Annotated in this window: 10 protein-coding genes; 6 read left to right on the forward strand and 4 right to left on the reverse strand. The window is 55.7% G+C overall.

All coding sequences use genetic code 11. The features are described from left to right. Positions 1-262 precede the first annotated feature (262 nt). The 4 genes from fhuA to fhuB all read left to right on the forward strand — a co-directional run bounded on the left by fhuA (position 263) and on the right by fhuB (position 6,271). Positions 263-2,491, forward strand: a complete 2,229-nt coding sequence (fhuA, locus tag J1782_RS06485; RefSeq protein WP_217152683.1) for a ferrichrome porin FhuA — start codon at positions 263-265, stop codon at positions 2,489-2,491. Between the two features lie 78 nt (positions 2,492-2,569). After that, complete coding sequence (gene fhuC, locus J1782_RS06490) at positions 2,570-3,382, forward strand: Fe3+-hydroxamate ABC transporter ATP-binding protein FhuC (RefSeq protein WP_195813762.1); 813 nt, start codon at positions 2,570-2,572, stop codon at positions 3,380-3,382. Between the two features lies 1 nt (position 3,383). Continuing rightward, positions 3,384-4,286 (forward strand): Fe(3+)-hydroxamate ABC transporter substrate-binding protein FhuD, encoded by a 903-nt coding sequence (fhuD, locus tag J1782_RS06495; RefSeq protein ID WP_152327663.1) that lies wholly within the window; start codon positions 3,384-3,386, stop codon positions 4,284-4,286. Beyond that, positions 4,283-6,271 carry a Fe(3+)-hydroxamate ABC transporter permease FhuB gene (gene fhuB, locus J1782_RS06500; protein ID WP_217152684.1) on the forward strand — a complete coding sequence of 663 codons (1,989 nt, stop codon included), beginning with the start codon at positions 4,283-4,285 and terminating at the stop codon, positions 6,269-6,271. Before fhuD ends, fhuB begins: the two co-directional genes overlap by 4 nt. Before the next feature lie 62 nt (positions 6,272-6,333). Here the strand turns inward: fhuB and hemL are convergent, their stop codons facing one another. Continuing rightward, on the reverse strand, positions 6,334-7,614 hold the full coding sequence (gene hemL / locus J1782_RS06505) for a glutamate-1-semialdehyde 2,1-aminomutase (RefSeq protein ID WP_152327665.1): 1,281 nt from the start codon (positions 7,612-7,614) through the stop codon (positions 6,334-6,336). 186 nt (positions 7,615-7,800) lie between these two features. Between hemL and clcA the strand changes: the two genes are divergently transcribed. Beyond that, positions 7,801-9,264 carry a H(+)/Cl(-) exchange transporter ClcA gene (gene clcA, locus J1782_RS06510; protein WP_165059059.1) on the forward strand — a complete coding sequence of 488 codons (1,464 nt, stop codon included), beginning with the start codon at positions 7,801-7,803 and terminating at the stop codon, positions 9,262-9,264. Between the two features lie 88 nt (positions 9,265-9,352). Further along, positions 9,353-9,712 carry an iron-sulfur cluster insertion protein ErpA gene (erpA, locus tag J1782_RS06515; RefSeq protein WP_369825840.1) on the forward strand — a complete coding sequence of 120 codons (360 nt, stop codon included), beginning with the start codon at positions 9,353-9,355 and terminating at the stop codon, positions 9,710-9,712. A gap of 102 nt (positions 9,713-9,814) precedes the next feature. On the opposite strand, the gene J1782_RS06520 is transcribed toward erpA, so the two are convergent. The 3 genes from J1782_RS06520 to mtnN form a co-directional block, all read right to left on the reverse strand. After that, a complete protein-coding gene (locus tag J1782_RS06520; protein ID WP_165059061.1) occupies positions 9,815-10,060 on the reverse strand; it encodes a hypothetical protein in 246 nt (81 codons plus the stop codon). A gap of 346 nt (positions 10,061-10,406) precedes the next feature. Next, positions 10,407-11,213: a vitamin B12 ABC transporter substrate-binding protein BtuF gene (gene btuF, locus J1782_RS06525; RefSeq protein ID WP_165059063.1), complete on the reverse strand. Its 807-nt coding sequence runs from the start codon at positions 11,211-11,213 to the stop codon at positions 10,407-10,409. Then, positions 11,213-11,917, reverse strand: coding sequence for a 5'-methylthioadenosine/S-adenosylhomocysteine nucleosidase (gene mtnN, locus J1782_RS06530; RefSeq protein ID WP_152327669.1), 705 nt, complete (start codon positions 11,915-11,917; stop codon positions 11,213-11,215). Before mtnN ends, btuF begins: the two co-directional genes overlap by 1 nt. Between the last annotated feature and the right edge of the window lie 108 nt (positions 11,918-12,025).

Below are 12,025 nucleotides of genomic sequence, written 5' to 3' on the forward strand. Positions count from 1 at the left end.
CGATGAAAATCGCGCCCTTTTTAATTGTTATTCTTAACTCAAATTTCCCCGTCGTGTTTTACATTCCCGTCAGGTCTTTCACAACTCATTCCGTATAATTCATAGGCGTTTTTACCCATGCTTAACATGGGGATACTTTTTATTCATTCAGCCAATCTATGAGTCAAATAGGCTTGCAGAGCCCCGCGCAATGCGCATATTATGCGACGGTCATAATAATAATTATCGTTTACATTCCCATTACCACTCCAGAGATAATGCAATGGCTTCTCAATGCTCGCTTTCAAACTCAGTCCAAAAAGGCGCATTTAAGCGTCGGACGCTCGCGTTAACCATTACCGCCGTTCTGGGCTCCACCGCGTTTTACGCAGGTGCAGCAACCACAGCAACCGCAAAAGAAGATACGATTAATGTCACCAGCTCTGCGTCTGCTGATGTCGCACAGGAATCGGCATGGGGCCCGGCCGCAACAATCGCGGCAAAACACAGTGCGACCGGGACTAAAACCGATACGCCACTGGTGAAAACCCCGCAGTCTGTTTCCGTGGTCACCCGTGAAGAAATGGACATGAAGCAGCCTGTGACGGTGAAAGAAGCGCTGGGTTATACGCCGGGTGTCTTCGCCAGCCGTGGTAGCTCCAACACCATCGATGCTATGGCAATCCGTGGCTTCACCTCTGTGAATACCAACCAGTATCTCGACGGTATCAAACTTCAGGGTGATAACTATTCTGAAGTGTCGATGGATCCGTACATGCTTGAGCGTGTCGAAGTGCTGCGCGGGCCGTCTTCCGTTTTGTACGGTAAAAGCAACCCGGGCGGCGTTGTCAGCATGGTCAGCAAGCGCCCGACCACTGAACCACTCAAAGAAGTACAGTTCAAAATGGGTACAGATAATCTGTACCAGACCGGGTTTGATTTCAGCGATGCCATCGACGATGCGGGCGTGTATTCCTACCGTCTGACCGGTGTGGCACGTAGTCAGGATGCGCAGCAGGAAATGGCGAAAGAAAAACGCTATTCCATTGCTCCGTCTTTCTCATGGCGTCCTGATGATAAAACTGATTTCACCTTCCTGAGCAATTTCCAGAACGATCCGGATGCGGGTTACTACGGATGGTTGCCACGTGAAGGCACCGTTGTGCCGTATTACGACGCCAACGGTAAAGCGCATAAACTGCCGACAGATTTCAACGAAGGCGAAGCGGGTAACCGCATGTCCCGTAATCAGAAAATGGTCGGTTACAGCTTTGCGCACCAGTTTGATGATACCTGGACAGTTCGCCAGAACCTGCGTTACACCAAACTCGATACGGAATATAAATCGGTTTACGGCTTCGGCTACCTCGGCAACGGCAACATTACGCGCAGCTATGTTCAGTCCAAAGAGAAGCTGGCGAACTTTGATGTTGATACGCAGGCACAAGCTAAATTCGGTACCGGTGATGTTGATCACACCGTGCTGGCAGGCGTCGATTACATGCGTATGCGTAACGATATTGATGCGGATTACGGCAGCGCAAGTAATCTGAATCTGGCCAATCCGCAGTACGGTAACGGCAATGTCTCGCTGTACTTCCCGTATGAGATCCTCAACCGTCAGGAACAAACGGGCCTGTACGTGCAGGATCAGGCGGAATGGAACAAGTGGATCCTGACCCTCGGCGGTCGTTACGATTTCGCGAAAAGCTCAACCTTTACCCGCACAACGAACACTTCTGCGCAGATCAACGACGAGCAGTTTACCTGGCGCGGCGGTCTGAACTACCTGTTTGACAACGGTATTTCTCCGTACTTCAGCTACAGCGAATCCTTTGAACCGACTGCCGGCGCGACCAAAGAAGGGAAACCGTTCGATCCTTCAATGGGCAAACAGTACGAAGCCGGGATCAAATACATCCCGAACGATCGTCCGATCAGCCTGACCGCGGCGGTATACCAGCTGACAAAAGACAAAAACCTGACTGCCAACCCTGCTGATGCTGCCTTTAGCGTTCAGTCTGGTGAAATACGTTCGCGTGGTGTTGAACTCGAAGCCAAAGCTGCGATTAACGCTAACATTAACGTGACGGCGTCTTATACCTACACTGATGCCAAGTACACGCATGACACCACTTTCGAAGGCAAACGCCCTGTTGAAGTACCGGCAAATATGGCGTCTCTGTGGGCGGATTACACCTTCCACGAAACGGCTCTCAGCGGCCTGACCGTAGGCTCCGGTGTGCGTTATGTCGGGGCCAGCTCCAGCTTCTACACAACGAACGGTGTAAATGCAGACAAAGCGAATGAAGCATTCAATGTCTCTTCATACACACTGGTGGATGCAACGGTGAAATACGATCTGGGTCGTTTCGGCCTGCCGGGTTCTTCCGTGGGCGTGAACATCAACAACTTGCTGGATCGTGAGTACGTTGCCAGCTGCTACCGCGATTACGCCTGTTACTGGGGTTCAGATCGTCAGGTTGTGGCAACAGCCACCTTCCGTTTCTAAAAGTTTTAAGAAGTTAAATCCGGGCACGCTGGTCGTGCCCGTTTCCAATTCACTTCCAGACGCCACGTAGAAAATCTTATGCCTGATAACAACGTACACCCGTCTTCATCGCTGCCTGACAGCGTCTTTCGCCTGCAAGAAGTCAGCTTTTCAGTGCCGGGGCGAACGTTGCTCGCGCCGCTGTCTCTGACCTTCCCGCAGGGGAAAGTGTGCGGGCTGATTGGCCATAACGGCTCCGGGAAATCAACGTTGTTAAAAATGCTGGGACGGCATCAGCCGGCGACGTCCGGAACGATTTATCTGAATGAAACGCCGCTGGCCCAGTGGGACAGCAAAGCGTTTGCGCGTCAGGTTGCGTATCTGCCGCAGCAACTTCCGGCCGCAGAAGGCATGACGGTGCAGGAACTGGTGGCGATTGGCCGCTATCCGTGGCACGGCGCGCTGGGGCGTTTTAAACATCAGGACAAAGAAAAAGTCGAAGAAGCCATTGCGCTGGTGGGCCTGAAACCGTTCGCCCAGCGCCTGGTCGACAGCCTCTCGGGCGGCGAGCGTCAGCGTGCGTGGCTGGCGATGATGGTCGCACAGGACAGCCGTTGCCTGTTGCTCGACGAACCGACTTCCGCGCTGGATATCGCGCATCAGAAAGATGTGCTGGCGTTGATCCAGCGCCTGAGCCGTGAGAAAGGCTTAACCGTGATCGCGGTATTGCATGATCTGAATATGGCGGCGCGTTATTGCGATGAACTGATGGCATTGCGCGGCGGTGAGATGATCGCGCAGGGCGCGCCGGAAGACATGATGCGCGGTGACGTTCTCGAACAAATTTATGGTATTCCGATGGGCATTCTTCCGCATCCTGCGGGCGGTGCGCCGGTAAGCTTCGTTTACTGATATGTCTGATATTCAACGTTATTCAGGGCTGACGCGCCGTCGTCTTTTACAGATGATGGCGCTGTCCCCGTTACTGACTTCCCTGCCAGCGCTGTCTGCCTCGCGCCCTGATCTGAGCCGCATTGTTACCCTCGAATGGTTACCTACCGAGCTGCTGATTGCGCTTGGCGTGATGCCGCTGGCGATTGCTGATATTCCCAATTACAACCTGTGGGTGGCAGAACCGCCGCTGGCGCCCGGCGTTATCGATGTCGGCCAGCGCACCGAACCCAACATGGAACTTATCCAGCAACTGAAACCTTCTTTGTTGCTGATAACGCAAGGTTATGGTCCGGATACCCAACAGCTGGAAACCATCGCGCCGGTGCTGGGTGTGAAAGCCAATGACGGCAGCGCGAAGCCGATGCAACTGGCGATCAAATCGCTGCATAAACTGGCGGATACGCTCGGTTTGCAGGAGCGCGCCGAAGAACATTTGCGGGTGTATAACGACGCCATTGCGAAAACGCGTGAGCTGATGAAACCGGTCGCGCAGCAACCGGTTCTGCTGATGACCTTTATCGACCCGCGCCACGTTCTGGTGTTTGGTCAGGGCAGCATGTTCCATGAAATCATGGGCGATGTCGGGCTGACCAACGCGTGGAGCGGAGAAGGCAGCTTCTGGGGCAGTGTGTCAGTGGGCGTTGAGCGCCTGACCCGCATTAAAAATGCCCGCGTGCTGTGTTTTGATCACGGCAGCGCTGACATCATGGACGCGGTTGCCAAAACGCCGCTGTGGAAATCAATGCCATTCGTGCGTGCTAATCAGTTCAGCGTTGTCCCCGCCGTCTGGTTCTACGGCGCGACGTTCAGCGCCATGCATTTTTGTAAAATCCTGAACAGCACACTGGGGAAACCGGTATGAACTGCCGTTCACTCAGCGTTTCGCTGATCCTACTTTTGGTTCTGGCGCTGGCGGCCGGTGCGCTCAGCATCTACAACCTGCACCAGCAATTGCCTTATCACTTATGGCGCGGCGCGCTCTGGCAGCCGGACATCGATGATGTTCAGCAGATGCTTTTCCATTACAGCTCACTGCCGCGCATTGCCGTCGCGCTGCTCGCCGGTGCCGGTCTGGGGCTGGTCGGTTTACTGTTCCAGCAGGTATTACGTAATCCGCTGGCCGAACCCGCGACGCTGGGGGTTTCGGCGGGCGCACAGCTCGGCCTGACGATCGCCACTCTCTGGGCGTTGCCGGGCGGCATGATTACGCAGCAGTTTGCCGCGATGACTGGAGCGGTGGTGATCGGCGGACTGGTGTTCGGGATCGCCTGGGGCAAACGCATGTCGCCGGTGACGCTGATCCTCGCGGGGCTGGTACTCGGTTTGTATTGCGGGGCGGTGAATGGCCTGCTCGGAATCTTCAACTATCAGAGCCTGCAAAGCCTGTATATGTGGAGCAGCGGTTCGCTGACGCAGCAGGACTGGGATGTCGCGACGTTTTTACTGCCGCGCGTGATTATCGTCTGGCTGCTGGCCTTCCTGTTGCAGCGCCCGATGACGCTGCTCGGGCTGGATGACGGCGTCGCGAAAAACCTGGGTTTAGGCTTGTCGGCGGCGCGTCTGGCAGTGCTGGCGCTGGCGATCCTGATGAGTGCGCAGCTGGTCAACGCCGTCGGGATAATCGGTTTTATCGGCCTGTTTGCGCCGCTTCTGGCAAAAATGCTCGGCGCACGTCGCCTGACTGCGCGTCTGGTGATGGCTCCGCTGATTGGCGCATTGCTGCTGTGGTTCACCGATCAGGTGATGCAGTACGTGACGCAAATCTGGATGGAAATCCCGACCGGTGCCGCGACCGCGTTAGTCGGTGCGCCGCTGCTGCTGTGGCTGCTGCCGCGTCTGCGAAACAGCATGACGCCGCCGCCGATGAATCAGGGCGACAATGTGCCCAATGAACGTCACCATCTGGTGCGTTGGGTTGTGCTGGCTTTACTGGTGCTTCTCGCCGGGCTGGTGATAGCGCTTATGGTCGGGCGTAATGCGACAGGCTGGAGCTGGGCGACGGGCGCAGATTTGCAGGCGTTGCTGCCGTGGCGTTTACCGCGCGTACTGGCGGCGCTGGCGGCAGGGATTATGCTGGCATCTTCCGGCGTGCTGATTCAGAAACTGACCGGTAACGCGATGGCGAGCCCGGAAGTGCTGGGGATCAGCTCCGGTGCGGCGACCGGCGTCGTGGTGATGATGTTTATCGTTCCCGGCGATGCGTTTGTGTGGTTGCTGCCTGCGGGCAGTGCCGGTGCGGCGTTAACGTTGCTGGTGATTATGGTCGCCTCCGGCCTGCGCAGTTTCTCGGCGGAACGGATGTTGCTGACCGGCATTGCGTTGAGTACCGCTTTCACCACGCTGATGACACTGCTGCTGGCCAGCGGCGATCCGCGTATGGGCGGTTTGCTGACCTGGCTTTCAGGTTCGACCTATTCAGTGACTGCGCCGATGGCGTGGCGAACGCTGGCGCTGGCCGCCGTGCTGATGGTCATCGTGCCGTTCTGCCGTCGCTGGATAAACATATTGCCGCTCGGCAGCGTGACCGCGAAATCCGTCGGGCTGGCGCTGACGCCAACGCGTGTGGCGATCCTGCTGCTGGCCGCCGTGATGACGGCGGCCGCAACGCTGACCGTCGGGCCGCTGAGTTTTGTCGGGCTGATGGCACCGCATATGGCGCGCATGATGGGATTCCGCCGCGCCGTTCCTCAGTGGATGGTGGCGAGTATTCTCGGCGGTCTGCTGATGGTCTTCGCGGACTGGTGTGGCCGTATGGTGATCTTCCCAAACCAGATCCCCGCCGGTTTGCTCGCGACCTTCATCGGCGCGCCGTACTTTATCTATCTGCTGAGAAAGCAGGCGAGTTAACGTGTTTGCCAATAGAAAAGGGGCCAGATGGCCCCTTTTTGCTTTCTGCCGGATAGAGCGGCTTAAAGCTTAGCGAAACAGCGGCGCGCGGCGTCGATGGTGCGCTGAATGTCTTCCTGCGTGTGGGCCAGAGACATGAAGCCCGCTTCGAACGCGGAAGGTGCCAGATAAATGCCTTCTTCCAGCATCATGTGGAAGAATTTTTTGAAACGCTCAACGTCGCATTTCATCACGTCCTGATAGCTGGTGACGGTTTTGGCATCGGTAAAGAACAGGCCAAACATGCCGCCGACGTGGTTCACCACGAACGGAATGTTCTCTTCTGCTGCGGCTTCACGTAAACCTTCAGCCAGCTGCGTGGTGCGTTCGGTCAGGGTCTGATGCACGCCCGGTTGTGCCACCTGCGTCAGGCAGGCGATACCGGCGGCCATCGCAATCGGGTTGCCGGAAAGCGTACCCGCCTGGTACACCGGCCCGGTCGGTGCCAGCGCTTCCATCACATCGCGACGACCACCAAACGCGCCTACCGGCATACCGCCGCCGATGATTTTACCCAGACACGTCAGATCAGGCATCACATCGTAATACTCCTGAGCACCGCCCAGCGCGACGCGGAAACCCGTCATCACTTCGTCGATAATCAGCAGTGCGCCGAACTCATCACAAATTGCACGCAGGCCCGGCAGGAATTCCGGCAGTGGCGGCACGCAGTTCATGTTGCCCGCGACCGGCTCAACGATGATACAGGCGATGTCGTCAGGATATTGTTCGAACGCGGCGCGCACTGAATCCAGATCGTTATACGTACAGGTCAGCGTGTGTTTGGCGAAATCAGCCGGAACACCCGGAGAGTTTGGCTGGCCGAGAGTCAGCGCGCCGGAACCGGCTTTCACCAGCAGGCAGTCGGCGTGGCCGTGATAGCAGCCTTCGAATTTGACGATTTTATCGCGATGCGTGAAGCCGCGCGCCAGACGGATGGCGCTCATGGTCGCTTCCGTTCCGGAGTTCACCATGCGAACCATGTCCATGCTTGGCACCAGCCCGGTGACCAGCTCGGCCATTTTGACTTCCATTTCGGTCGGTGCGCCAAAACTCAGGCCGCGTTGCGCTGCTTCAATAACCGCGTTGCGGATTTCCGCGTTGTTGTGGCCGAGCACCATCGGGCCCCACGAGCCAACATAGTCGATATAGGCTTTGCCATCGGCATCAAACAGGAACGCGCCGTCTGCGCGCGCAATGAATAAGGGGACGCCGCCGACGCCGGAGAAGGCACGTACCGGCGAGTTAACACCGCCCGGGATTAGCGCTTGCGCCTGCGTGAACAGACTTTCTGACTTACTCATTATTCGGCTCCTGAATTGCTGGGTTCTGTATGTAATAAGAATGTTGATGCGCCCATTCTAGTGAAGTGAGCGGCGTTATCAAACCGTAAACCGTGCGGCATATTGTTGCAGATCCTGTCAGGCCGGCATTTTGTATGATTAAATCCATCAATCTTTCACAACTCTTTCCAAATAACCTTTCACCAAATGAATGAATCAGGCTCTGAACATTTAGATAATCCGCGCCTGCGCGGTCCGCGTAAGCGCAGTGAAGTGCTGCGCCTTTTTCTGCGCCGCGATAAAACGCCGGTCACGATTTTGATGGTCGCCGCGGTGGCCGGTACCGTCGCCGGACTGCTCGGCGTGGCGTTCGAAAAAGCGGTTAACTGGGTGATGCACCTGCGCCTCACCGGCTTGGGATTTTTCAGCGATTACTGGATCCTGCTGTGGCCGCTGACCTTTGTGGTTTCCGCCGTGCTGGCGATGTTTGGTTATTACCTGGTGCGCAAATTCGCGCCCGAAGCGGGCGGCTCCGGCATTCCTGAAATTGAAGGCGCGCTGGAAGAATTACGGCCGGTTCGCTGGTGGCGCGTTATCCCGGTGAAGTTTTTTGGCGGGATGGGCACACTCGGCGCAGGCATGGTATTGGGCAGGGAAGGGCCGACCGTGCAGATGGGCGCAAACGTCGGGAAAATGATGGTGGATATTTTCCGGCTGCGCAGCGCTGAAGCGCGCCATTCTTTGCTGGCAACCGGCGCGGCGGCCGGGCTTTCGGCCGCTTTTAACGCACCGCTGGCGGGGATCCTGTTCATTCTCGAAGAGATGCGTCTGCAATTCCGGTACAGCCTGATTTCCATCAAAGCGGTGTTTATCGGCGTGATTATGTCGAGCATCGTCTTTCGTGTTTTCAACGGCGATGGCGCGGTAATTGAAGTCGGGAAACTGGCGAACGCACCGCTCAACACGCTGTGGCTGTATCTGGTGTTAGGCATGGTTTTTGGCGTGGTGGGCGTCAGCTTTAACGCGCTGATTTTCCGTACGCAGGATATGTTTGCGCGCATTCACGGCGGCAATCTGAAAAAAATCCTGATTATTGGCGGTATTCTGGGCGGCTTTTGCGGGTTGCTCGGGCTGGTTCAGCCGGAAGCGGCAGGCGGCGGCTTTGCGCTGATCCCGCTGGCGGCGGCCGGCAAATACAGCCTGCTGATGCTTCTGTTTATCTTTGTTGTCCGCGTTGCGACCACGTTACTGTGCTTCGCCTCCGGTGCGCCGGGCGGGATTTTCGCGCCGATGTTAGCGCTCGGCACTTTGCTGGGCACCGCATTCGGCACCGCGGCGATGTACTTTTTCCCGCAATACGGCATTGAGCCCGCGACCTTTGCAATTGCCGGAATGGGCGCGTTATTTGCAGGCAGTGTACGTGCGCCGCTCACCGGAATTGTGCTGGTGCTGGAAATGACCGATAACTATCAGCTCATTTTGCCGATGATTATTACCTGTCTCGGCGCAACGCTGATGGCACAGTTTTTGGGGGGTAAACCCTTGTATTCGGCCATTCTGACCCGCACCTTGCAACGGCAGGAAAGTGAAAATACCGAAAAAGCGGAAGCAGAATCTGAGACTAAAGGCACCATTAGTCAGGACAGCGCGACCAAAACACCCCATACTTGAAGCATTAACTCAGGTATAAGATAATGAGTACATTATTCAGACAGTCAATCCGGCGGCCTGAACAAATGCGGATTGGGAGCGAGAGATTATGAGCGAAGCATTGTTGAATGAAACTGCTGCGTTGCCGTTACAGTTTACTGAAAACGCAGCGAAGAAGGTGAAGAACCTGATTTCTGATGAAGAAAACCCGAACCTGAAACTGCGTGTTTATATCACCGGTGGTGGTTGCAGCGGTTTCCAGTACGGTTTTACCTTTGATGACAAAATCAACGACGGCGACATGACCATTGAGAAATCAGGCGTAGCGCTGGTGGTCGATCCGATGAGCCTGCAATATCTGGTGGGTGGCTCCGTGGATTATACCGAAGGTCTGGAAGGCTCACGTTTCGTGGTGACGAACCCGAACGCGAAGACGACATGTGGTTGCGGTTCCTCCTTCAGCATCTGATATTCCCCTTCGTCCTAAAAGAAAAAGCCCGTTTGCTGATGCAGACGGGCTTTTTTAATGGCTGATAGCGGACGCTGAGGTAAGTAAGCATTCACATGCCACTTACCATTCCACCGTGACCAGTTTGGAATCTGTGCTGATGCCCGGAACGGAAGCGAGCATCATTTCACTGATGTGAGGCTGCATCATGGTGCGGCTGGCGCAGGTAACTGACGTGCCGGAGTGCGCCACATCCACTTTGCAGGTCGGTAAAATGGTCAGGCTGATGTGGATCTCGCCACTTGTCATGCCCGCGACCGCGACCAGCGGGCTCAAAGCCAGCAGCAAGCTGAGTAGGAGTACTTTCATTAATATTTTTTCCTGCTGGTGTAATCACAATAAAATCAGCCGGGGCTGAGAAGGTTATCGGTAATGTTTTCGTGGCCTTTAATCCAAAATTCTTATGATTTGGATGCCAGTCATGCCTTTTAGTGACGTTATTTTAACGTTCTGGCGTGACTTTTATTATTTCGTTTGTACAACAAAGAGATAATGTTCAAGCGGGGAAAGTGCACGAACCGGATAATTCTACGACAGGCATGTTACCAGATGACAGGGCTGTATTCTTGATTTTGGTTAATAAAAGAACAATTCGGAAAAGTGCGACAACGCACAGATTTTGGCAGAAAGACGTTTTGTTAGTAAGTATTCACCTTTAAGGCAAAGCAGCAAGCTGAGGGCAGAGCTGTTGAGCGGCCAGCAAAATACGTGGCCCCGCGCGGCTGAACCAGTCCGGTTCGAGTGCGATAACCTGCGCATTGAGCAGGGAATGCCAGTAGCCTTCAATGATGGCTTTTTGCGATTTTCCTCCCGATATAACAATAACCTGCGGCTGACGGCTTAAAACCTGCTCCCGGCTGACCTGAGGCCACGGAACACGGCTGTCGGCGAAAACGTTTTTTGCGCCACACACTTCCAGCACTTCACTTTGCATTGTTGCGGATGAGGCGGTAAACAGCGGCTGAGTGCCGAACTGGATAAATGCCGGCACCGGCTTTTCGCGGTGATATTTTTGCTTCAGCGCCTGCCATTGCTGACGAAAATCACGGGCTGCCTGCTGAGCTTTTGCAGGCTCCGGGCTGTAGGCTGCCAGCTGTTCCAGCGCCTTTGCCACATCTTGCGCATTCTGCGGATCGAGATAAATGACCCTGATGCCCAGAGACGTGAGCTGATCAAGCGGACGCTGCGGATTACCGCCGCGCCAGGCGAGCACCAGATCCGGTTTTAGCGTCACAATGCGCTCGACATTGATTCCCTGCCAGTTCGCAACCTGCTCAAGCTTGCTGGCCTGCGGCGGGAAGTCGGAGTAAGCACTAACTCCGACCAACTGATCGCCCATGCCCGCAGCAAACGCCAGTTCTGTCAGATTAGGCGCGAGGCTGATCACCCGCTGCGCCGGTGCCGCTGTCGCCATCAGGGGCAGCGACAGGCAAATCAGCAAAAGACAGAACCGGCGCATCATCACTCTTCGGAAGCCGCCAGTGCTTTCAGCATGGCATCAACCATCAGCGTGGATTGCTGTGCAGCAACCACCAGGAACTCTTCAAAGCTCAGGTGAGATTCGGTGTCTGCGACGTCAGAAATGGCACGCACAACCACGAAAGGCGTGTCGAAAAGATGGCAAACATGGCCAACTGCGGCAGCTTCCATTTCCACGGCAGCGACGTTCGGGAAGGTGGCACGAATGCGGGCCAGAGGCGCGGCACCGTTGATGAATGCGTCACCGCTGCACACCAGACCGCGCACGGCGTTCAGGTCCAGCTCGCGGATACAGGTTTCAGCCAGTTCGATCAGGAAAGGGGCTGCCACGAAAGCTGCCGGGCAACCCGCCATCTGACCCGGTTCATAACCAAATGCGGTCACATCCGCGTCGTGGTAGCGAACTTCATCGGAAACCACGATATCGCCGACTTTCAGCGTTTTCGCCAGACCACCGGCAGAACCGGTATTGATCACCACATCCGGGCGGCAATGTTCCAGCAGCAGCGTCGTACCCATCGCCGCAGACACTTTACCGATGCCTGATTTCAGCAGCGCGACGTCCACACCGTTCAGCTGACCGGTGTAGATTTCGCAGCCAGCACGCTCGATAGTCTGACGGTTGATGATTTTGTCGCGCAGCAGGGTCACTTCCTGCTCCATTGCGCCAATAATGCCTACTTTCATATAAATACTCGCAGATTGGGGTGAAATGAACCGCAGCAGGTGCGGAATTGACGGTTTAATAACGAAAACAATGTGCGATAGTCTATCATGGCTAAAGGGAAGAGATAA

Source organism: Rahnella sp. BCC 1045, assembly GCF_019049615.1.
GTDB lineage: Bacteria > Pseudomonadota > Gammaproteobacteria > Enterobacterales > Enterobacteriaceae > Rahnella > Rahnella contaminans.

Excerpts from the sequence above, each read along its gene's own strand:
- mtnN (WP_152327669.1), bottom strand. The coding sequence starts at position 11,917 with ATGAAAGTAGGCATTATTGGCGCAATGGAGCAGGAAGTGACCCTGCTG.
- btuF (WP_165059063.1), bottom strand. The coding sequence starts at position 11,213 with ATGATGCGCCGGTTCTGTCTTTTGCTGATTTGCCTGTCGCTGCCCCTG.
- fhuD (WP_152327663.1), top strand. The coding sequence starts at position 3,384 with ATGTCTGATATTCAACGTTATTCAGGGCTGACGCGCCGTCGTCTTTTA.
- erpA (WP_369825840.1), top strand. The coding sequence starts at position 9,353 with ATGAGCGAAGCATTGTTGAATGAAACTGCTGCGTTGCCGTTACAGTTT.
- hemL (WP_152327665.1), bottom strand. The coding sequence starts at position 7,614 with ATGAGTAAGTCAGAAAGTCTGTTCACGCAGGCGCAAGCGCTAATCCCG.
- fhuB (WP_217152684.1), top strand. The coding sequence starts at position 4,283 with ATGAACTGCCGTTCACTCAGCGTTTCGCTGATCCTACTTTTGGTTCTG.
- fhuC (WP_195813762.1), top strand. The coding sequence starts at position 2,570 with ATGCCTGATAACAACGTACACCCGTCTTCATCGCTGCCTGACAGCGTC.
- fhuA (WP_217152683.1), top strand. The coding sequence starts at position 263 with ATGGCTTCTCAATGCTCGCTTTCAAACTCAGTCCAAAAAGGCGCATTT.
- J1782_RS06520 (WP_165059061.1), bottom strand. The coding sequence starts at position 10,060 with ATGAAAGTACTCCTACTCAGCTTGCTGCTGGCTTTGAGCCCGCTGGTC.
- clcA (WP_165059059.1), top strand. The coding sequence starts at position 7,801 with ATGAATGAATCAGGCTCTGAACATTTAGATAATCCGCGCCTGCGCGGT.